Below are 21,173 nucleotides of genomic sequence, written 5' to 3'. Positions count from 1 at the left end.
CATTTAGGCTTCGGGCATCTTTGGAGATGCCCGATGCCTTTTCGTTATTTCATTAAACAATTGTTGTTGCCGCCCGGCATTTTTTTGCTGCTGATCGCGGTTGCCTGGTGGTTTCGCAAAAGTCGCCCGCGCCTGGCCGGGCTGTGTTTTGCCTTGGGGTTGGGCGGGATGTGGCTGATCAGCTTGCCGGTGATGGTGCAATGGGGCGCGCATGCGTTGGAGACCGAGCCACCGTTGGCCCGTGAAGCGTGGCCAACATTGGCCCAGCGCGCCGATGCGATTGTGGTGCTGGGTTCCGGGCGTGAACGCGGTGACCCGGCATGGGGCACTGATCAGCCCACCGGCATTGGTCTGGAGCGTCAGCGTTATGCCGCGCGATTGGCCAAGGCGTCCGGGTTGCCGGTGTTGACCAGTGGTGGATTGCACTACGGCACGCCGCCCAGTGAGGCTGAGTTGATGGCCGTGTCGATGCTCGATGACTTTGGCGTCAGCGTGCGCTGGAAGGAAGAGCGCAGCCGCACCACCTGGGAAAATGCGCAGATGAGTGCCGAGATTCTGCTGCCGCAAGGCATCAAGCGCGTTGTAGTGGTGACCCAGGCCTGGCACATGCCGCGCGCAGTCTGGAGCTTTGAAAAGGCGGGGTTCACCGTGGTGCCAGCGCCGGTCGGCTTTTTGGGCGTGGACAATGCCCGGCCACTGGGCGGCTGGATGCCGGAGGTCAAGTCGGTGTGGCAGAGCGGGCAGTTGATCAACGAGGCGGCGGGGCAGGTGGGGTATCGGGTGTTTTACCGATAACGCCGCAATTTCAAATGTGGAAAGCGGTTCATGTGGGAGCGGGCTTGCTCGCGAAAGCGGTGTGTCAGTCAGCTTATTCGTTAACTGATACACCGCTTTCGCGAGCAAGCCCGCTCCCACACAAGCCAGCTCCCACATTGGTTTATGGTGTTCGTTAGACCGTCTTGGACATCCGGCCCGCCAGCAACGCCCAGCCAAACAAGCCTAGGCACACCATGATCAACGGCCACGAGCGCCATTGCAGGTAGGGCGTGAGGTTGTGCATCGGCACCACTTCGCCGTAGAGAATCCCGCGTTCGAATTGCGGGATCTGCGCGGTGATCTGCCCGAACGGGTTGATCAGGCCGGTAACGCCGTTGTTGGTGGCGCGGATCATCCAGCGGCCAGCCTCCAGCGCACGCATCTGTGCCATTTGCAGGTGCTGCAGCGGGCCGATGGAGCGGCCGAACCAGGTGTCATTGCTGATGGTCAGCAGCAAGTCGCTCTGGGCCGATAGGCCAGCAGCGAATTCCGGGTACACCACTTCATAACAAATGAACGGCGCAATCTGATAGCCCTTGGCCTGCAGCATCGCCTGATCGGCAGGGCCGCGGGCGAAGTCCGACATCGGCAAGTCGAAGAACGCAATCAGCCCGCGCAGCATGTCTTGCAGCGGCACGTATTCGCCAAAGGGCACCAGCTTCTGCTTCAGGTAAGTGCCTTCGCCTTCGCCGACCACCGTGATGCCATTGAAGTAGCGCTTCTGGTGGTGCACTTCCTGGCGAATCGGCACGCCGGTGATCAGCGCCGTGTGCCGGTCGGCAGCAAATTTGCCCATCATGCCCAAGTAGCCCTCGACGGATTCCTTGAGCACCGGCACGGCCGTTTCCGGCCACACCAGCAAGTCGACAGGCTTGGAGCTGAAGCTCATGTCGCGGTACAGCGCCAGCTGCGCATTGAGCTGTTCGGGGTCCCACTTCATGCTTTGTTCGACATTGCCCTGGATCGCCGCCACCGTCAGTGGGGCGCCCGAGGGCGAGGTCCAGGCGTGATGCTTGAGTGCCAGGCCGATGGCCCACGGCGCAACCAGCAGCACCAGCCCCGCGCCGATAAAGCCGTTGCGCTTACTCGCCAGCAAGCGCGGCAAGTTGCACAGCACTGCAGCGGTCAGCGCCAGGGCGAAGGAGATCAACCACATCCCGCCCAGCGGCGCGAGGCCGGTGAGTGGGCCGTCCAGTTGGCTGTAGCCGGAATAAAGCCACGGGAAACCGGTCAGGAACCAGCCGCGAAATGCCTCTTGGCCGACCCACAGCGCAGCAAACGTCAGCGCGTCAGCCAATGGCGCTTCATTGCGGCGCAGCCAGCGCGCCCACAGCCAGGCGGGCAGGGCGAAGAACCAGGCAATGGCGGCGGTAAACAGCAGCATCAGGAAGCCAGCCAGCAGCACCGAAGCGCCGCCGAAATGGTGGATGCTGTAGTAGATCCAGCTGGTGCCGGCGCCAAACAGGCCAAATCCGAAACACCAGCCACGGCCCAGGGCCTGGCGTGGGGTCAGCTCGCGCAGGCCGATATAGAACAATCCGACCGCCACCAGTGCAAATGGCCACAGATCGAACGGCGCCAGCGCCAGGGTGGTGATGGCGCCGGCCACCACGGCCAGCAAGTTACCGGGCCAGCCGGGTGCGATCAAACGGCGCATGTAGGGGTGGGTCATCAGCTATTTCCTGTGTCGCAGCAGGCCCGGCCCTTCGGGTTGCTCCTTAGAACGGGCCATGCTGCGTTGCAGGCCTTGAAAAGGGAATGCCATTTCCTGCGGCCTGCGCCTTGCCTGGCCCGCTCTAAGGGGCAACGCGACACAGGAAATAGCTGATGACCCACCCCTTCCTTAGCGGGCAATAGGTGTCAGGCGAATCAAGTGGATACGGCGGCTGTCGGCATTCAGGATGCGGAAGCGGTACGCGCCAATCTCGGTGGTTTCGTTACGTTTTGGCAGGTGCCCGAACGCGCTCATCACCAGGCCACCGACGGTATCGAACTCATCGTCGGAGAATTCGCTGTCGAAGAACTCGTTGAAGTTCTCGATCGGCGTCAGCGCCTTGACCAGGAAATCACCGCTGGGCAGCGGCTTGATGTAGCTGTCTTCTTCGACGTCGTGCTCGTCTTCGATGTCGCCGACGATCTGTTCCAGCACGTCTTCGATGGTCACAAGACCGGCCACGCCGCCGTATTCGTCGATCACAATGGCCATGTGATTGTGGTTGGCGCGAAATTCGCGCAGCAGCACATTCAGGCGCTTGGATTCAGGCACGAAAGTGGCCGGGCGCAGCAGGTCCTTGATGTTGAAGTTGTCGCCGTTCTCCTTGAGGATCAACGGCAGCAGGTCCTTGGCCAGCAGGACACCCATGACGTCGTCATGGCTTTCACCGATCACCGGGTAGCGCGAGTGCGCCGAGTCGATCACGGCCGGGAGGAATTCCCGTGGGGTCTGGGTCGCCTTGATGCTGATCATCTGCGAACGCGGGACCATGATGTCCCGAACTTGCAGGTCAGCCACCTGGATGGCGCCTTCGACGATGGCCAGCGCTTCGCTGTCCAGCAACTTGTTTTGATGGGCCTCGCGCAGCAGCTCAAGCAGCTCCTGGCGGTTTTTCGGCTCGTGGGCAAAAGCCTGGGTCAGTTTACCCAGCCATGACTTCTGCCCGTTGCTCGATCGGTCTTCGCTCATAGCGATTACTCTAAATCCTTTGTTGTGTCAGTAAGGTGTAGTTTCAGTTTTCGTCGTCTGCATACGGGTCGCGGTGACCCAATTCAGCAAGCAACGTTTGTTCCAGTGTTTCCATTTCCAAGGCTTCGTCATCGTCTATATGGTCGTAACCCAAGAGATGCAAGCAGCCGTGGATGACTAGATGGGCCCAATGCGCCTCAAGTTCCTTGCCTTGTTCCCTGGCTTCGCGTTCCACCACTTCGACACAGATGACCAGATCGCCCAGCAACGGGATATCCAGTAACTCATCCGGTACGTCGGCGGGGAAGGACAGCACGTTGGTCGCGTAATCCTTTTGGCGCCATGTGTGATTCAGTTCACGGCCTTCGGGCTCGTCCACCAGACGGATGGTCAGCTCCGAGTCGGCGGTGCGCTGGCGCAGGGCCAGGGCACACCATTGACGGAACTGTGCTTCGCTGGGGGCGGGCGCTTCGGTGGCCAACTGCAGGTCAAGCTCAAGCATCGCGGCGAACGTCCTTGGCGGGTGCGTCGTCCTTGTGGTCGAAACGCTCGTAGGCCTCGACGATGCGCTGCACCAGCGGGTGGCGCACCACGTCCTTGGGCATGAAGTGCGTAAAGCTGATGCCCGGCACGTCCTTGAGCACTTCAATCACCTGCGCCAGCCCCGATTTAGTGCCCTTGGGCAGGTCGACCTGGGTGACGTCGCCAGTGATCACGGCGGTGGAGCCGAAACCGATACGGGTCAGGAACATCTTCATCTGCTCGACGGTGGTGTTCTGGCTTTCGTCGAGGATGATGAAGCTGTTGTTCAGCGTACGGCCACGCATGTAGGCCAGCGGGGCGATCTCGATCACCTGGCGCTCGATCAATTTGGCCACGTATTCAAAGCCGAGCATCTCGTACAGCGCGTCGTAGAGCGGGCGCAGGTACGGGTCGATCTTCTGGGCCAGGTCGCCGGGCAGGAAGCCGAGCTTCTCACCGGCCTCGACCGCCGGGCGCACCAGCAGGATGCGGCGTACTTGCTCGCGCTCCAGCGCGTCCACCGCACAGGCCACGGCCAGGTAGGTTTTGCCGGTGCCGGCAGGGCCGATACCGAAGTTGATGTCGTTACCGAGGATTTCCTTGACGTACTTCTGCTGATTCAAGCCGCGTGGGCGAATCATGCCTTTTTTGGTACGCAGGGCCACGCTGGCTTCAGCCACCGGGTTGTTGGCCAAATCTTCCACCGCCGATTCCTGCAGGTACAGGTGTACGGTCTCCGGCGACAGCTCACTACCCTTGGTTTCGCGGTAGAGGCGGCGGAGCAGGTTTTCTGCAGACGTGGTGTGTTGGGGTTCACCAATAAGCTCGAACTGATTGCCGCGGTTGCGGATCTCGATGCTCAGGCGTTGTTCGATCAGGCGCAGGTGCTCGTCGAACTGTCCGCACAGGTTGGCGAAACGGCGAGCCTCAAACGGCTCGAGGAGAAAACGATGGGGTTCTATGGGTGCGTTCAAGGTCGCTTTTAGCCGCCCTTTGGCTGTTGAGGTGAAAGAGAGGATAACGCCAGTGGCCGAGGTGCGAAAGCACTTAAATGGGCTGGTTTCGATCTCAAGAACCCTGAAGATCCACTGTGGGAGCTGGCTTGCCTGCGATAGCGGTGTATCAGTGCCAGTTGTATTGGCTGACTCACCGTCATCGCAGGCAAGCCAGCTCCCACATTTTGATCTTCATCAGGTCAGAGCGATCAGTTGACCAGCGACCCGCGCAACGAGTGCGGTTGCGCCGCATCAATGTGCACATCGGCGAACTGGCCGATCAGGGTGGGCGTGTCGCAGCGGAAGTTGACGATCCGGTTGTTCTCGGTACGGCCTTGCAGCTCGCCCGGGTCTTTTTTCGAATAGTCGGTGACCAGGATGCGCTGGATCGAACCGACCATTTGTCGGCTGATCTCGAAGCCTTGCTGGTTCAGACGATGCTGCAGCGCATTCAGGCGCTCTTTTTTCAGCGCTTCGGGCGTGTCATCCGCCAGGTCGGCTGCCGGCGTGCCTGGGCGTTGGCTGTAGACAAACGAGTAGGAGAAGTCGAAACCGACGTCCTCGATCAGCTTCATGGTCTGTTCGAAGTCTTTCTCGGTCTCGCCAGGAAAACCGACGATAAAGTCCGAGCTGATGCAGATACCCGGCACCGCCGCGCGCAATTTGCGCAGTTTGGATTTGTATTCCAGGGCAGTGTGGTTGCGCTTCATCGCCGACAGAATGCGGTCCGAACCCGATTGCACCGGCAAATGCAGGTGTTTGACCAGCTCCGGCACCTCGGCGTGGGCCTGGATCAGGCTGTCGGAGAACTCCAGCGGGTGCGAAGTGGTATAGCGAATGCGTTCGATGCCATCAACGGCGGCCACCACGCGAATCAACTCCGCCAGGTCAGCCAGGCGCCCGTCGTGGGTCTGCCCGCGATAGCCGTTGACGTTCTGGCCCAGCAGCGTCACTTCGCGCACACCGTTTTCGGCCAGGTGGATGATTTCCGACAGCACGTCGTCAAATGGCCGGCTGACTTCTTCACCACGGGTATAGGGCACCACGCAGAACGTGCAGTACTTGCTGCAACCTTCCATCACCGACACATAAGCGCTTGGGCCATCGATGCGCGGCTCGGGCAAGTGGTCGAATTTTTCGATTTCCGGGAACGACACGTCCACCTGCGGCAGCTTGGTGATGCGCGCGGCGTCGATCATTTCCGGCAGACGGTGCAGGGTTTGCGGGCCGAAGACCACATCGACATACGGCGCGCGGTCGCGGATCGCGGCGCCTTCCTGGCTGGCCACGCAACCGCCGACGGCGATCACCATGTCCGGGTTGGCCAGTTTCAATTCACGCCAGCGGCCCAGCTGAGAGTAGACACGGTCCTGGGCCCGCTCACGGATCGAGCAGGTATTGAGCAGGATTACGTCGGCATCTTCGGCGCGGGCGGTGACTTCCAGGGCCTGGTGTTCGCCCAGCAGATCGACCATGCGCGAGCTGTCGTACTCGTTCATCTGGCAACCGTGGGTTTCGATGTAAAGCTTCTTGGCCATGGGAATCGTCAACTGGTGGTAAAGAACCGCGCATTATAGGGGGCATGTCCATTGGTTCCTAGCGTTGTGCATCGGGTGCCATGCTATAGTTCGCGCCCTCTTTTATATCCCCGATGTGTTATCCGCCCACCATGACCAAACGTGAAGCTCCAATCTATAAGGTGATTTTCCTTAACCAGGGCCAGGTGTTCGAAATGTACGCCAAGCAGATCTATCAAAGCGATCTGTGGGGTTTCCTGGAAGTGGAAGAGTTCGTCTTTGGCGAGCGCACTCAGTTGGTCGTCGATCCGGGCGAAGAAAAGCTCAAGGCGCAGTTTGAAGGCGTGGTGCGCAGCTTTGTGCCGATGCATTCGATTGTGCGCATCGATGAAGTCGAGCGCCTGGGCACGCCGAAGATCAGTGAAGCGCGTGGCACCAGCAATGTGATGCCGTTTCCGATGCCGATGCCTGAGAAGTAGGGCGTTAGACCGCGTCGCTCCCTTCGCGAGCAAGCCCGCTCCCACATTCGACCGAGTTCCAAATTTGGAATGCAATTAAATGTGGGAGCGGGCTTGCTCGCGAAGAGGCCTTCAAAGGCACTGAAGATTCAGGGCAGGGGCGAGAACGGCGAGCGCCCATCGGCACTCTGCAATTCCTGCAGGTAATTGCGGAAGATCTGGCCCAGCACCTGGGTCGCCACTTCCAATTCATCGCGCTGCATGTGTTCGGCGACTTCGTCGGCGGTGTCCAGCGCGTCTTCGGCGCCGTTGACCGCAGCCATTTTCAGCACGATGTAGGCCTGGACGTTATTGGCCGGCACGCCTTCGCCTTTGAAGAACATGTTGCCCAGTTGGAATTGCGCCTGGGCGTGGCCCTGCAACGAAGCTTTCTCGAAGTAGCTCAAGGCTTTGTTGAGGTCACGGGCGGGGTTTTTGTCGTCGTGGTAGTACTCGCCCAACTCGTATTGCGCCTGCGCATCCCCGCCATCGGCCTGTTTCTGGCACGCGCTCAGGGCTTCGGCCTGGCTGTCTGGCTGGGTATTGAGGGTGCAACGACCCATCGCTGGGATTAACAACGAGTTGCCGCCTGCTTGTGCATGTGCCAGCAGCGGCTGAAGGAGCAACAGGCAGCCCAGAACCAGGGTGCGGCCGGTGCGTTTCATGGGAATCGACTTACCTCTGACGGGGCGCGCGGACCCTCGGGGGTCCAATAAGCGCGCATTATGAAATAAGCAGGCCTCTGCTTACAAAGTCTTTACTCGTTTTTCTGCTGCGTGGGCAAGTTATCTGCCCAATTGCAGGTAATTTCTCGTAAAACTTAGGAAGTCTCTGTAAGCAAAGTAGCAAATCTGACGCCACCAAGGGCAACGTCAGACGGATTGGCCGTTTATTTCAGGGCCGCGAAGGCGCGCTCGGCAGCATCCAGGGTCAGTTTCAGCTCTGCGTCACCATGGGCGATCGAGGTAAAACCGGCTTCGAAAGCGCTCGGTGCCAGGTAAACACCGCCTTCCAGCATCAGGTGGAAGAAGCGCTTGAACAGGTCGGCGTCACTGCCCATCACGTCATCAAAGGTGACGATGTCGTCGGCGCCGCTGAAGTACAGGCCAAACATACCGCCCGCCTGGGTCGTCACGAACGGGATGCCGGCCGCATCGGCACGCTGTTGCAGGCCGTCCAGCAGGCGAGTGGTGTAGTCGGTCAGCTCGGCGTGGAAGCCCGGGCGGCTGATCAGGCGTAGCGTGGTCAAACCGGCAGCCATGGCCAGCGGGTTACCCGACAACGTGCCCGCCTGGTACACCGGGCCCAGTGGCGCGATGTGTTGCATGATTTCGCGCTTGCCGCCGAAGCAGCCCACCGGCATGCCGCCACCGATAATCTTGCCGAAGGTGCTCAGGTCCGGTGTAACGCCGTAGTGAGCCTGGGCGCCGCCGAGGGCGACACGGAAACCGGTCATTACTTCATCAAAAATCAACACCACGCCGTGCTTGTCGCACTGCTCGCGCAGGCCTTCGAGGAAGCCCGGCGCCGGCGGCACGCAGTTCATGTTACCGGCGACCGGCTCGACGATGATGCACGCGACTTCCTGGCCTACTTCGCTGAGCATCTGCTCGACGGCGGCGATGTCGTTGAACGGCAGGGTCAGGGTGTGCTTGGCGAAGGCCGCCGGTACACCGGCCGAGCTTGGTACGCCTTGGGTCAGCGCGCCGGAACCGGCTTTCACCAGCAGGCTGTCGGAGTGGCCGTGGTAGCAGCCTTCGAACTTGATGATGCTGTCGCGGCCGGTGAAACCACGGGCCAGGCGAATCGCGCTCATGGTGGCTTCGGTGCCGGAGCTGACCATGCGCACCATTTCCATCGACGGTACGATCGAGCAGACCAGGTCCGCCATTTCGGTTTCCATGGCGGTCGGTGCGCCGTAGGACAAGCCGTGCTGCAGCTGCTGGCGCACTGCGTCGAGCACGTCCGGGTGGCTATGGCCGAGGATCATCGGGCCCCACGAACCGACGTAATCGACGTAGCGCTTGTCATCTTCGTCGGTGACGTAGGCGCCTTCGGCATGCTTGAAGAACAACGGCGTGCCGCCCACGCTCTTGAACGCACGCACGGGGGAGTTCACACCGCCGGGAATGTGTTTTTGGGCATTGGCAAACAGGGTTTCGGAACGGGACATGGTCGGGCTCTCTAAACTGAAATTTTAAGAAGATCGTTGAAGGCGCGGGCGCGGCGCGTGACTTCCTGGGTGCTGTCGGCACCAAACAGGCCGTGCACCACGGCGAGCAGGTCGGCACCGTGGGCCACCAGGGGTTCGGCGTTCTCCAGGGTGACGCCGCCGATCACGCAGATCGGCAGCTGCAAACGCGCGCGGGCCTGGGCCAGCATTTCAACGGTGGCGGCGGGTGCGCCGGGCTTGGTGTTGGAATTGAAGAAGCGCCCGAAGGCGACGTAGCTGGCGCCCTCTTTGGCGGCCTGTTCGGCCAGTTCGATCTGGCTGTGGCAGGTGGCGCCGATGATCGCTTTGGAACCGAGCAACGCACGGGCCGGGGTCAGCGGGCCGTCGGTTTGGCCCAGGTGTACGCCGACGCCCAGGCGCGCAGCCAGTTCGGCGTCGTCGTTGATAATCAGCTGGGTCTTGTAGCGCGAGCACAGCTCTCGCAGCTTCTCGGCTTCACGCAGGCGGCGGGCTTCGTCGCTGCTTTTGTCGCGGTACTGCAGCAGGGTCACGCCGCCGTCCAACGCCGCTTCGACGTAAGCGAGGAATTTGCCGGCCAACAGTTGGCTGTCGGTAATGGCATACAGGCCACGTAGTTTCATCGGGCAGGCCTCTTTTGCTTTAAGAGCAGAAATCCAGCGGCAAACGGCGCGGCACGAACTGGCCCTGGCCGAGTTGTTCGGCGTCACGCAACGTGCGCCAAGTGTAGTTGAGCGCCGATTGCACAGCGCTGACCAGGCCTTCGCCCTGGGCGATACGACCGGCCAGTGCGCTCGCCAGCGTGCAGCCCGAACCATGATAGCTGCCGGGCAGGCGCTGGCAGGTAAAGGTCTGGCGCGTGCCGTCGCGGCTGTACAGGCGATTGTGCACTTGGTGCTCGTCGCCATGGCCGCCGGTGATCAGCAGGTGCTTGATAAACGGCAGCAGCTTCTCGGCACATTCGTCCGCCGTGCCTTCAGGCAGTTCGGCGAGGATGCGCGCTTCAGGCAGGTTGGGCGTGGCGATCAGCGACAACGGCAACAGCCGCTCGCGCATCGCGTAGCCGACCTCGTCCTTGCCCAGGCTGCCGCCGCCACCGGCGCGCAGCACCGGGTCGCAGACCACCGGCAGGTGCGGGTGCGCCTGCAGCAGCTCGACCACGGTGTCGACCATCGCGGTAGAGCCGAGCATGCCGAGCTTGACCGCCGCCACTTCGGAATCGCTGAGCACGGCATTGGCCTGGGCCAGTACCCACTCGCGGTCGAGCACGCGGAAATCGCTGACATTGACGGTGTTCTGCACGGTCAGGGCGGTAACGGCAGGAGCCGCATGACAGCCTTGGGCGAGCAGGGCTTCGATATCTGCCTGCAAGCCGGCGCCACCACTGGGATCATGGCCGGAGAGACAGAGAACAACAGGGCGAGAGCTGTAGATATTCATGGTGCGCGAGCTTACCACCAAACGCTTTTTGCGTGGCCGTCGGGCGCAGGTTCAATTGCGTCAATGTTTACGTGGGATTGTGGCGGTTTGCTAGCATCGAGCGGTGTTCGAAAATTCGCTGAAAGCCTCGTCCCAGAGCCTTTCAAAAAATTTTATCAATGGTGTCTAATGGCCTCTAGCGGCTATGCTAGAGTGGATCCAAACAACTTACGATATCGCCGGTTTACGTCTACTCAAAAGGAATGGGGGGCTTTTGACCTAACCGGACAGGCCACGCTGGGGCTCTATGCGCTATTTGCTGATTTTATTTTTGTGCTGGCTGCCGATGTTCGCCGGCGCCGTCGAGTTCAATCAGAGCACTCGAAGCCTGCCGCTGGGCCGCGTCATGCAAGTGCTCGAAGACCCCACCGACGCCCTCACCATCGCCCAAGTCAGCTCCCCCGCCTACGCCGCCCAGTTCAAGGCCCATGATAAAGCCACCCTCAATGCCGGCTATTCGCGCTCGGTGTTCTGGCTCAAGGTCGACCTGCATTACACCGCCACTGACGCGCGCGCGCCGCGTACCTGGTTCCTGGAATTGGCGTACCCGCCGCTGAACCGCCTGGACCTGTACCAGAACGACGGCACCGGCAATTACCGGCTGACCACGCGCACCGGCAGCGCACTGCCTTTTGCCAGCCGCGAAGTGCGCCAGAGCAACTACCTGTTCAAGCTCAACTTTGTGCCCGACCAGCAACAAACGGTGTACCTGCGCCTGCAAAGCGAAGGCTCGATCCAGGCGCCGCTGACGCTCTGGGCCGGCACTGCCTATCTGGAAGAACAACCGCTGCGCCTGTATGTGTTGGGTGCCATCTATGGCGTACTGCTGGGGATGCTGGTCTACAACCTGTTCATCTACCTGAGCGTGCGCGACACCAGTTACCTCTATTACATCCTCTATATCGCCTCGTTCGGCCTTTATCAGCTATCCGTCAATGGCGTGGCCGTGGAGTACTTCTGGCCCAACAACCCGTGGTGGGCGAATGCGGCGGTGCCGTTCCTGATCGGGTCGGCGGCGCTGTTCGGCAGCCTGTTTGCGCGCAGCTTCCTGCACACCGCGCAACACAGCCGTTGGCTCGACCGCCTATTGCTTGCGCTGGCGGCCTGCGGCGCGGTGGTGATGGTGCTGGCGCTGCTGACCAGCTATGCCGTGGCCCTGCGCCTGGCTACCGGCTTGGCGCTGGTGTTCACCGTGACCATCTTTATTGCCGCCATCAAAGCCTGGTATTGCGGCCAGCGCATGGCGCGCTATTTCATCATCGCCTGGTCGGCATTCCTGTTGGGCGGGGTGGTCAACACGATGATGGTGCTGGGCTACCTGCCAAATATGTTCCTCACCATGTACGCCAGCCAGCTCGGCTCGGCCATCGAAGTGGCGCTGCTGTCCCTGGCCCTGGCAGACCGTATCAATGGCATGCGTGAGCAGCAGGCGCAGATCCTGTTCGACGCCAGCCAGAAACTCGAAGTGCTCAACCAGCAGCTCGCGCGCAGTAACCGCCTCAAGGACGAATTCCTCGCCACCCTGACCCACGAATTGCGCACGCCGATGAACGGCGTAATCGGATCACTGGAGTTGATGCAAACCGTGCCGCTGGACGACGATCTCGCGCAGTACCAGCAAACCGCCGCCGGCTCGGCGCGGGACATGATGCGTATGGTCAACGGCATTCTCACCCTGACCGAATTGCAAGCCGGGCGCCTGACAGCCCAGCCGCAGGTGTTCAGCTTGCGCGGCGCCCTCGACACCTTGCGCCAGCAGTTCAACGCCAGTGCGCAGAGCAAAGGGTTGGAATTTTCCATCGACGTCGCGGATGAGCTGCCGGACCGCGTGATCGGCGACGCCGGCAAACTGATCCAGTGCCTCGACTGCCTGCTCGACAACGCCTTCAAGTTCACCCATGACGGGTCCGTACGCGTGCGTGTGGTGGGTGTTCCACACAGCGACGGCAGCCTGCGCCTGAGCTTTATCGTGACCGACAGCGGTATCGGTTTCGCTTTCCTCGACGAGGCCACGCTGTACCAGCGCTTCTTCCAAGTGGACGGCTCGACGACCCGCGAATACGGCGGCCTGGGCATCGGCCTGGCGATTTGCCGACAACTGATCGAGCTGTTGGGTGGGCGCCTGACTCATCATTCCGAGCCACGCAAGGGCAGCCGTTTTCAGCTGGATGTGAGCGTGAATCCGCTGCCGCCCGAGCCAAAAGCGCAGCCCCATGACCCCCTCACGCAACGCGCGCCCCATGAATGCACGGTGCTGCTGGTAGACGACAACAGCGTGGGCCAACTGGCGGTGCGCGGCATGCTGCTCAAGTTGGGCTACCGGGTGAAAACGGTGGACAACGGGCCCTCCGCGCTGGCGCTCTTGCAGAATGAAACCTTCGACGCGGTACTGCTGGATGTGCCTGAAGGCGGTTTCTCGTTGTGTTGTCAGATTCGTGCTTTACCCGGTTGCGGTGAACTGCCGGTGATCGCCCTGAGTGCGTCACTGAATGTGTCGGATCGTGAGCGCTGCCATGGCATCGGAATCACCGACCGGCTCGCCAAACCCGTGCGTTTTGACGCGTTGCAGGCCGTACTGGAGTGCCGTTTACTGTGCCCATTAGAGGGCGAAAGCGCCGAACATTAGGCAGGTATGCCACTTTTTTAACCCCTGTGACGGTGCTTAACTGAAATTCTGGCCTCAACTGTACGTGGCCTTTTTCCAGGAGGCCTGCCATGAACCTGCACCCGTTCGCCGAAACCCACGACGTCACCAACCAGCCACCGTCCCTGGACGGCACCAACCTGTACCGCATCGACTTGCCGCTGCAAGAGTGGTCGCGCCGCTTTGGCGCCGGCTGGGCCGAGGCGCGTATCGATGCCTATGGCGCGCTGGCAGGCGGGCCGTTGATGGAAGCAGGGTTCCTGGCGAACCAGAATAAACCGGTGTTCAACAGCCATGACCGTTATGGCCATCGCATTGACCTGGTGGAGTTTCACCCGGCGTATCACGAGTTGATGCGCACCGCCGTCGAACATGGCCTGCCGTCGCTGCCGTGGGCGCATCCGCAGTCCGGCGCCCACGTGGCCCGCGCCGCCATGACCTACCTGCACAGCCAGGCCGAAGCCGGCACCGGTTGCCCGCTGACCATGACCTTCGCCTGCGTACCGGCCTTGCGCCTGCAACCGGACCTGGCGCAGACCTGGCTGCCGAAAATCCTCAACACCGAATACGACCCGCGCAATGTCGGCATCGCCCACAAGGCTGGCGCCACTATCGGCATGGCCATGACCGAAAAGCAGGGCGGCACCGACGTGCGCGCCAACACCACCCGTGCGTATCCGGTAGGCGCGGGCGGCCCCGGGCAAGCCTATGAGTTGGTGGGGCACAAGTGGTTCTGCTCGGCGCCGATGTGCGATGCATTCCTCACCCTGGCGCAGACCGACAAAGGCCTGACCTGTTTCCTGCTGCCTCGGCACCGTCCGGACGACACGCGCAACGAGTTCTACATCCAGCGCTTGAAAAACAAACTCGGCAATTGCTCCAACGCCTCCAGCGAAGTGGAGTTTCGCGGCGCCCTGGCCTGGATGATCGGCGAAGAGGGCCGTGGTGTGCCGACCATTATTGAAATGGTGGCCATGACCCGCTTCGACTGCATGGTCGGCTCCAGCGCCTTGATGCGTCAGGCGCTGACCCAGGCCAGCCACCATTGCGCGCACCGTATGGTCGGTGGCCGCATTCTCAACGAACAGCCGCTGATGCAAAACGTGTTGGCCGACCTCGCGCTGGAAAGCGAGGCTGCGCTGGCCTTGAGCATGCGCATGGGCCGCGCGCTGGACCACCTCGATAACGAGCAGGAAGCCAAGTTCGCCCGGCTGGTGACGGCGGTGGGCAAGTATTGGATCTGCAAGCGCGCGCCGGCGATGATCAACGAGGCCGCCGAGTGCATGGGCGGTGCCGGCTATGTCGAAGACAGTATCCTGCCGCGCCTGTACCGTGAGGCGCCGGTGAATTCGACGTGGGAAGGTTCCGGCAATGTGCAGTGCCTGGACGTGCTGCGGGCGCTGTCGAAAGAGCCGGGCGTGCTGGAGACGCTGTTTGTCGAACTGGGTGACGGGCATGGCGACAAGCCGTTGGCGCGGCATATCGAGCAGCTCAAGTCGGCGTTTATGGATACCCAGGATATTCAATACCGTGCGCGGCAACTGACCGAGGACATTGCCGTGGCGCTGCAGGCCAAGCTGTTGCTGGAGGCCGGGAATGCGGCGGTCAGTGATGGGTTTATTGCCAGCCGCTTGGGTGAGTCGTCCGGCCGGGTGTATGGCACCTTGCCGCGTGGCGTGGATGTTGAGGCGATCGTCGCCCGCTCGACCCCAAACCTCTGACTAAACTCGGTCAAAATGTGGGAGCGGGCTTGCTCGCGAATGCGGTCTGTCAGTTATTAAGTATGTGACTGATACACCGTATTCGCGAGCAAGCCCGCTCCCACATATTCACCGCATTCCAATCCGACTGTTTCAGTGAGGCTGGGATACAGGCAAGATAAAGGCCTGCAAGTCAGAACACAGGATGCTTACCGTGACCGAAGCTTTTGTTGTCGTTCAAACCGCCGAAGAAGCCGTGGATCGGCTGGCGGCTCTTCATGAGCGTGCTACCGGCGCGCTCAATCAAGCCCTCAAGCAATACCTCAAGGACCGCGTCGAGCCCGACGCCGAACAACGCGCACTGTTCCGCTACCCGGAACTGCGGCTGACCTACCACTGCCACGGCGAAGTCCCACAGACCACCCGCGCGTATGCCAAGGTCCAACTGCCGGGCACCTACAGCGTCACCGTCACCCATCCGGCAGCATTCCGTAAATACCTGCTGGAACAACTGGTGCCGCTGATGCACGACTTCACCGTCACGGTCGAAGTCGGCGTGAGCCAACAGAACATTCCGTACCCGTACGTAGTCGAGCAGGGCGATGAACTGGCCGGCTCCGGCGTCACCGCCGCGACCCTGGCGCGCGTGTTCCCCAGCACCGACCTGTCCGCCGCCACCGACGGCATTGCCGATGGCCTCTACGACTGGGAAAACACCGACCCGCTGCCCCTGGCGCTGTTCGATGCCGCCCGCGTGGACTTCTCCCTGCGCCGCCTGGTGCATTACACCGGCAGCGACTGGCGCCATGTGCAGCCGTGGATCCTGCTGACCAACTACCACCGCTACGTCGACCAGTTCATCCTGCATGGCCTGGAGCAATTGCGCAGCGACCCACGGTTTATCCGCATGGTGTTGCCGGGCAACGTGATCATCGACAAGAGCATGGACCACGGCGAAGCCTCGGCCATTGCCGCGGGCGTGGTCTGGCATCGTTACCAGATGCCGGCCTACCACCTGCAAGCCAGCGACGGCCACGGCGTGACCCTGGTGAACATCGGCGTCGGCCCGTCCAACGCGAAGAACATCACCGACCACCTGGCCGTGCTGCGCCCGCACTGCTGGCTGATGATCGGTCACTGCGGCGGCCTGCGCCAATCCCAGACCATCGGCGACTATGTACTGGCCCACGCCTATATGCGCCGCGACGGGATTCTCGACCGCGTGGTGCCGCCGAACATCCCGATCCCGGCCCTGGCCGAAGTGCAGATGGCGTTGCAACAAGCGGCGGCGAACGTCACCGGTGAGAAAGGCGAAGAGCTGAAAAAACGCCTGCGTACCGGCACCGTGCTGACCTACGACGACCGCAACTGGGAGCTGCGCTGGGCTCAGGAACGGCCGCTGATCAACCTGTCCCGCGCCGTGGCCGTGGACATGGAAAGCGGCACCATCGCCGCCCAGGGTTACCGTTTGCGGGTGCCGTATGGCACGTTGCTGTGCGTGTCGGACAAACCGCTGCACAGTGAAATCAAGCTGCCGGGTTCGGCCAACGCGTTCTATGAACGTGCGGTCAGCCAGCACTTGAAGATCGGCATCGAGGCGGTCGACCTGTTGCGCACCGAACTCAACTCGCTGCACTCGCGCAAACTGCGCAGCTTCGACGAGCCGCCGTTCCGCTAAGCGGTTGGGATGGTCATTTAGCGGTCAGGCCACTAGCATTGTCGGTCCTGACCGTTAGATGTTCCTTTGCCATGTCCCGTCCCACCCGTCCCGATGCGCGCCGCCCTGGCGTGAAACCTACGTACTCCGCTGCACGTCGCGTCGCCAAGGCGCCACCGGCCGAGCCGAAGTTGATCCTGTTCAATAAACCCTTCGACGTGCTGACCCAGTTCAGCGACGAAGGCGGGCGCGCGACGCTCAAGGATTTTATCGACATCCCCGGCATCTACCCGGCCGGGCGCCTGGACCGTGACAGCGAAGGCCTGCTGCTGCTGACCAACGATGGCCAGTTGCAGGCGCGGATTGCCGACCCCAAGCACAAGCTGGCAAAAACCTACTGGGTGCAAGTCGAAGGCGAGCCCACCGAGGAGCAACTGCAACGCCTGCGCGACGGTGTGGAGCTTAACGACGGCATGACCTTGCCTGCCGAGGCACGCCCGTTGGACGAGCCTGAACTGTGGCCGCGTAACCCACCCGTGCGTTTTCGCAAAAGTGTGCCCACGCACTGGCTGGAGCTGGTGATTCGTGAAGGGCGTAACCGCCAGGTGCGGCGCATGACCGCGGCGGTGGGCTTGCCGACCTTGCGTCTGGTGCGCGTGCGCATTGGTGACTGGTCGATTGATGGCCTGGACCAGGGCCAATGGAAGGAAGTACCGGCGCGTTTATAAGGCGCCGGACTCGATCAGGCCGATCACTACGCTCTTGATGATGAACGCGGCCACGCCCAGGCCCAATACGAAGAACAGGATGAACGAGCCAAAGCGCCCGGCCTTGGATTTCTTCGCCAGGTCCCAGACGATGAAGCCCATGAAAATGATCAGGAGGGTGACCAGGCCGGTCATCATCCATTCTTCGAACAGGGCGGGGTCGATGTTGTTCATGGGCTTCTTCCGACAGGGCAGGCGGGCAAGTATACGGCAGCGTTACAGACGCAATATTGACCTGAATCGAAGTGCAGCCCAAATGTGGGAGCGGGCTTGCTCGCGAATGCGGTGTATCAGAAACATATTCGTCGACTGACAGATCGCTTTCGCGAGCAAGCCCGCTCCCACAGGGGATCTTCATTGTGCTTGAGATCAGGTACGCAGGTGGGTCAGCGGCAATTCGGTGCTGTTGAGCACTTGGTTGAGCACAAAACTTGAGCGCACGCTGGTCACGCCTTCAATACGGGTCAAATGCCCCAGCAGCAGTTTCTGGTAGTGATCCATGTCCGGCACCACCACTTTCAACTGATAGTCAGCATCCATCCCGGTCACCAAGCTGCATTCCAGCACCTGCGGCAGGGTGCGGATCGCCGCTTCGAAGTTTTCGAAACGCTCGGGTGTATGGCGGTCCATGCCGATCAGCACATAGGCCGTGAGGCTCAAGCCAAGCATCTTGCGGTCGAGCAGCGCGACCTGGCGCGCGATGTAGCCATCGTCTTCAAGCTGCTTGACCCGGCGCGAGCAGGGCGAAGGCGACAGGCCGATGCGTTCGGCCAACTCCTGGTTGGAGATCCTCGCGTCGCGCTGCAATTCCGCCAAAATACTCAGGTCGTATCGGTCAAGCTTGCTCATTGGGTTGGCCTTTGTCGTAACTATTGCGGCGAATTATCTATGAAGGGTTAAAAATTGCGCAAGCACTGTTTATTGACGCAATCTTCGCAATCATCTGCCGGTGCGGCGAGCCTATGATTACCAACAGAATCACCGCCTGGACAACAGTCCACTTGCAGCGAGCCCAATCAGGCCCGTTGCGGCCGCCGCCCCAGCAGGGTTGAGCCGGCCTCCAGGCTGCACACTGTCCACAAGACGGCGTGAGGTGAGCCAACGTCAAAAGCGTTGAGCAAGGACGAAATTCTCAAGGGGTGGCCGACGGGTCACCCCTTTTTCTTTGCCTGCGCGTTTTGCCGAAAAAATACTTCTCGTGACTGATAACCTGTCTCAGAACCGGGCGAGGCTTTTCCAGTCTCATCTATGAGGCCGGACGTTCTAGGCCCTTATCCGCAGTGAGGAATAGCATGAAGCGCATCTGGCGTATGGCAGGTGTAGGTTTGCTGATGGTTACCGTCGGCACGCAAGTGATGGCCGACGACCCGCGCTCTGAAGGCGGCGGTCAGCATGAAAGAGGTCCGGAGGGCGGGCGGCAAGGCAACGAACAGCCGCGCCCGGAAAACAACCAGCCGCATCCGCAAAACCAGCATTTCGACCGCGCCGAGCAACAGCCCCATGGCGGCGGGCAGTGGCAAGGTCGCCCGCAAAATGCCGAGCAGCCTCGGCCAGCGCCGCAGCCTGCGAATAACCTGCCGATCCAGGGGCGTCCGGACACGGTTCGGCAAACCCAGGAACCGCGCCAGGGCTATTACCAGGACATCCCACGTCGCAACGATGGCAACCCGCATTGGCAGGGCGGCAATGGCCCCGGCCCGCGCCCTGGTGGCGGCTTCAACAATGGCCACCCCAATGACAACCACTGGCCGGGCCGCCCGAATGGGCACGGCAACGGCTGGGGCCCAGGCCCGCAATACCGCCCGGGCTACATCGTCGACCGTTTCCCCGACCGCAATTACCGCGTGCCTTACCGTGGCCAGGATTACTTCTTCTCCGGCGGCTACTGGTATCGCCCGCAAGGCCCGCGCTACGTGGTGGTGACGCCGCCGTATGGCATTCGCGTGCAATACCTGCCGGACTACGCGCGGGAAGTGTGGGTGGGCAGCGCGCTGTTTTTCCTCGCAGCCGGTTCCTACTACACCTACGAAAGCGCCACCCAGCAATACGTGGTGGTGCAGCCACCAACCGAAGTGCCGGCGCCGCAACCCGCGCCGCAGGGCAACGGGTATGACGTGACGGCCTACCCGGCCAACGGCCAATCACCGGCTCAGGTGCAGCAGGACGGTTACGATTGTTATCGCTGGGCCGTGCAGCAAAGCGGGTTCGACCCACGCACCGTCACCTACGCTCCGGACCCGGCGGTGGTGCAAACCTACCGCCAGGCCCAGGGCAACTGCCTGACCAGCCGTGGCTATCAGGTGCAGTACTAGGCCTTGTTACCGGTGACCACTTCCCGCGGGTCGGCGTGCACCAGCACTTCGGCGCGCGGGTAGGCGGCGTGAATGGCATCGGCGGCCTGGTCGCTGATGCCGTGGGCCACTGACAGCGTCAATTCCCCCGGCAATTCCAGGTGCAGCTGCACAAACCAGTGGCTGCCGGAAATCCGCGTGCGCAGGTCATGCGCACCCAACACGCCCGGCACACCCCGCGCCAGCTCCAGCATGTGCTGGCTCACATCCGGCGGCAGCTCTTCGTCCATCAACACCGCAAAACTTTCCCGGGCGATCTGGATTGCACTCCACAAGATGTACGCGGCGATCCCCAGGCCGAACCACGCGTCCACCTGATGAAAGCCTAAACCCGCCAACACCAGTGCTACCAAGATGCTGCCGTTGAGCATCAAGTCCGAGCGATAGTGCAGCGAATCTGCGCGCACGGCGTTGGAGCCGGTTTCGCGGATCACCCGGTGTTGCAGCATCAGCAGCGCCACCGTCATCACCAGCGAAAACACGATCACGCCAATGCTCAGCCACGGCGCGCCGACCGGTTCCGGATGCTGCAAGCGCTGGTACGCCTGGAACGCGATCAACACCGCACTGCCGGCGATAAACAGCGCCTGAGCCATGCCCGACAGCGACTCGGCCTTGCCATGCCCATAGCGATGATCATCATCGGCCGGGCGCAGCGCGTAATGCACCGCGAGCAAATTCAGCAGCGAGGTCACGCCGTCGAGCAGTGAGTCGGTCAACCCGGCGAGCATGCTCACCGAGCCACTGAACCACCAGGCGATGGCCTTGGTGATAATCAACGCACACGCCACGCCCACCGACGCGCGTGTGGCCAGGCGCAAGAGCCTGGCGTGTTCGGGACTGCTGGTCATGAACGGTCCTTAAGCAGCGGGTTGCAGGCCCAGGGAAGCCAGCTGTTGCACGCTGCCCTTGAACTGGATCATGCGTGGATCGTCCAGCGGCAAGGTGCGGCCGGTTTCTTTCTGGATGATGGTTTGCAGCTTGGCGTTGTCGACCTTGCCGTCGGCGCCGATGGCTTCGCGCAGTTTTTCCGGGGCGACCTGGGCGGTCTTGCCCGGCTCGAAGTAGATCGCGCCGGTGGCGAAGTCGACGCCGAACGCGATCAGGCCCGGGATTACATAGAACAGCAGGCCCACGGCGTCGAGCACGGCAATGGCCGGGTCGATCTTGCCGTCGATCTGGCCACGGCGGTCCGGGTAGAAGATCGAACCGCAGGCCGTCAATTGGCTCAGCAGGGTGACGGCGAGGACACCGCCGATAACACGGGAAGCGATACGCATGAAGACTCTCCTGAACACGGTTGATACGAAACTATAAGCCAGATCCACCGGACGACGATGATCCAATGTGGGAG

At 61.6% G+C, this 21,173-nt stretch carries 20 protein-coding genes; 7 read left to right on the top strand and 13 right to left on the bottom strand.

Features of this window, described 5'->3' with window-relative positions:
• Nucleotides 1-33: 33 nt before the first annotated feature.
• A complete protein-coding gene (locus HX783_RS20500) occupies nucleotides 34-795 on the top strand; it encodes a YdcF family protein (protein WP_177018052.1) in 762 nt (253 codons plus the stop codon).
• A 154-nt stretch (nucleotides 796-949) separates the two neighbouring features.
• Here the strand turns inward: HX783_RS20500 and lnt are convergent, their stop codons facing one another.
• The 5 genes from lnt to miaB all read right to left on the bottom strand — a co-directional run bounded on the left by lnt (nucleotide 950) and on the right by miaB (nucleotide 6,554).
• Nucleotides 950-2,473 (bottom strand): apolipoprotein N-acyltransferase, encoded by a 1,524-nt coding sequence (lnt, locus tag HX783_RS20495; protein WP_177018110.1) that lies wholly within the window; start codon nucleotides 2,471-2,473, stop codon nucleotides 950-952.
• Nucleotides 2,474-2,659: 186 nt separating this feature from the next.
• A complete protein-coding gene (locus HX783_RS20490) occupies nucleotides 2,660-3,499 on the bottom strand; it encodes an HlyC/CorC family transporter (protein ID WP_015373027.1) in 840 nt (279 codons plus the stop codon).
• Between the two features lie 43 nt (nucleotides 3,500-3,542).
• A complete protein-coding gene (gene ybeY, locus HX783_RS20485; RefSeq protein WP_159960135.1) occupies nucleotides 3,543-4,001 on the bottom strand; it encodes an rRNA maturation RNase YbeY in 459 nt (152 codons plus the stop codon).
• A complete protein-coding gene (locus HX783_RS20480) occupies nucleotides 3,994-4,995 on the bottom strand; it encodes a PhoH family protein (RefSeq protein ID WP_159960133.1) in 1,002 nt (333 codons plus the stop codon). Before HX783_RS20480 ends, ybeY begins: the two co-directional genes overlap by 8 nt.
• Before the next feature lie 230 nt (nucleotides 4,996-5,225).
• Complete coding sequence (gene miaB / locus HX783_RS20475; RefSeq protein ID WP_159960131.1) at nucleotides 5,226-6,554, bottom strand: tRNA (N6-isopentenyl adenosine(37)-C2)-methylthiotransferase MiaB; 1,329 nt, start codon at nucleotides 6,552-6,554, stop codon at nucleotides 5,226-5,228.
• A 131-nt stretch (nucleotides 6,555-6,685) separates the two neighbouring features.
• On the opposite strand from miaB, the gene HX783_RS20470 reads away from it, so the two are divergent.
• Nucleotides 6,686-7,012, top strand: coding sequence for a DUF1820 family protein (locus HX783_RS20470; protein WP_003194436.1), 327 nt, complete (start codon nucleotides 6,686-6,688; stop codon nucleotides 7,010-7,012).
• 128 nt (nucleotides 7,013-7,140) lie between these two features.
• On the opposite strand, the gene HX783_RS20465 is transcribed toward HX783_RS20470, so the two are convergent.
• The 4 genes from HX783_RS20465 to HX783_RS20450 form a co-directional block, all read right to left on the bottom strand.
• Entirely contained in the window at nucleotides 7,141-7,695 is a 555-nt protein-coding gene (locus HX783_RS20465; RefSeq protein WP_177018051.1) for a tetratricopeptide repeat protein, read from the bottom strand.
• Between the two features lie 224 nt (nucleotides 7,696-7,919).
• The gene (gene hemL, locus HX783_RS20460; RefSeq protein WP_010174801.1) at nucleotides 7,920-9,203 is read right to left on the bottom strand and encodes a glutamate-1-semialdehyde 2,1-aminomutase; all 1,284 of its coding nucleotides are present in this window, start codon (nucleotides 9,201-9,203) and stop codon (nucleotides 7,920-7,922) included.
• Between the two features lie 11 nt (nucleotides 9,204-9,214).
• Nucleotides 9,215-9,844, bottom strand: a complete 630-nt coding sequence (gene thiE / locus HX783_RS20455) for a thiamine phosphate synthase (RefSeq protein ID WP_119740910.1) — start codon at nucleotides 9,842-9,844, stop codon at nucleotides 9,215-9,217.
• Nucleotides 9,845-9,863: 19 nt separating this feature from the next.
• On the bottom strand, nucleotides 9,864-10,661 hold the full coding sequence (locus tag HX783_RS20450; RefSeq protein WP_159960125.1) for a hydroxymethylpyrimidine/phosphomethylpyrimidine kinase: 798 nt from the start codon (nucleotides 10,659-10,661) through the stop codon (nucleotides 9,864-9,866).
• A gap of 286 nt (nucleotides 10,662-10,947) precedes the next feature.
• Here HX783_RS20450 and HX783_RS20445 point away from each other — a divergent pair, with 286 nt between their 5' ends.
• The 4 genes from HX783_RS20445 to HX783_RS20430 all read left to right on the top strand — a co-directional run bounded on the left by HX783_RS20445 (nucleotide 10,948) and on the right by HX783_RS20430 (nucleotide 17,429).
• Nucleotides 10,948-13,326 carry a hybrid sensor histidine kinase/response regulator gene (locus HX783_RS20445; protein ID WP_177018050.1) on the top strand — a complete coding sequence of 793 codons (2,379 nt, stop codon included), beginning with the start codon at nucleotides 10,948-10,950 and terminating at the stop codon, nucleotides 13,324-13,326.
• Nucleotides 13,327-13,415: 89 nt separating this feature from the next.
• Nucleotides 13,416-15,065 (top strand): acyl-CoA dehydrogenase family protein, encoded by a 1,650-nt coding sequence (locus tag HX783_RS20440; RefSeq protein WP_177018049.1) that lies wholly within the window; start codon nucleotides 13,416-13,418, stop codon nucleotides 15,063-15,065.
• Nucleotides 15,066-15,249: 184 nt separating this feature from the next.
• Nucleotides 15,250-16,722: an AMP nucleosidase gene (amn, locus tag HX783_RS20435; protein WP_024077553.1), complete on the top strand. Its 1,473-nt coding sequence runs from the start codon at nucleotides 15,250-15,252 to the stop codon at nucleotides 16,720-16,722.
• A gap of 71 nt (nucleotides 16,723-16,793) precedes the next feature.
• The gene (locus HX783_RS20430; protein WP_256347219.1) at nucleotides 16,794-17,429 is read left to right on the top strand and encodes a pseudouridine synthase; all 636 of its coding nucleotides are present in this window, start codon (nucleotides 16,794-16,796) and stop codon (nucleotides 17,427-17,429) included.
• Here the strand turns inward: HX783_RS20430 and HX783_RS20425 are convergent.
• Both HX783_RS20425 and HX783_RS20420 read right to left on the bottom strand, forming a co-directional pair.
• Nucleotides 17,424-17,633, bottom strand: a complete 210-nt coding sequence (locus HX783_RS20425) for a DUF2788 domain-containing protein (RefSeq protein WP_025858220.1) — start codon at nucleotides 17,631-17,633, stop codon at nucleotides 17,424-17,426. The genes HX783_RS20430 and HX783_RS20425 overlap by 6 nt on opposite strands.
• 204 nt (nucleotides 17,634-17,837) lie before the next feature.
• Complete coding sequence (locus HX783_RS20420; RefSeq protein ID WP_003194418.1) at nucleotides 17,838-18,317, bottom strand: Lrp/AsnC family transcriptional regulator; 480 nt, start codon at nucleotides 18,315-18,317, stop codon at nucleotides 17,838-17,840.
• Between the two features lie 443 nt (nucleotides 18,318-18,760).
• On the opposite strand from HX783_RS20420, the gene HX783_RS20415 reads away from it, so the two are divergent.
• A complete protein-coding gene (locus HX783_RS20415; protein ID WP_177018048.1) occupies nucleotides 18,761-19,780 on the top strand; it encodes a DUF6515 family protein in 1,020 nt (339 codons plus the stop codon).
• Here HX783_RS20415 and HX783_RS20410 read toward each other — a convergent pair.
• Complete coding sequence (locus HX783_RS20410) at nucleotides 19,777-20,670, bottom strand: cation diffusion facilitator family transporter (protein ID WP_159960115.1); 894 nt, start codon at nucleotides 20,668-20,670, stop codon at nucleotides 19,777-19,779. The genes HX783_RS20415 and HX783_RS20410 overlap by 4 nt on opposite strands.
• Nucleotides 20,671-20,679: 9 nt before the next feature.
• Complete coding sequence (locus tag HX783_RS20405; RefSeq protein WP_159960113.1) at nucleotides 20,680-21,099, bottom strand: polyribonucleotide nucleotidyltransferase; 420 nt, start codon at nucleotides 21,097-21,099, stop codon at nucleotides 20,680-20,682.
• Nucleotides 21,100-21,173: the final 74 nt, after the last annotated feature.

Origin of the sequence: Pseudomonas sp. D2002 (genome assembly GCF_013385735.1) — a bacterium.
In the GTDB taxonomy this organism is placed as follows: Bacteria; Pseudomonadota; Gammaproteobacteria; order Pseudomonadales; family Pseudomonadaceae; genus Aquipseudomonas.
Note: the sequence above shows the minus strand (reverse complement) of the source record. Positions and strands in the feature narration are given on the sequence as shown.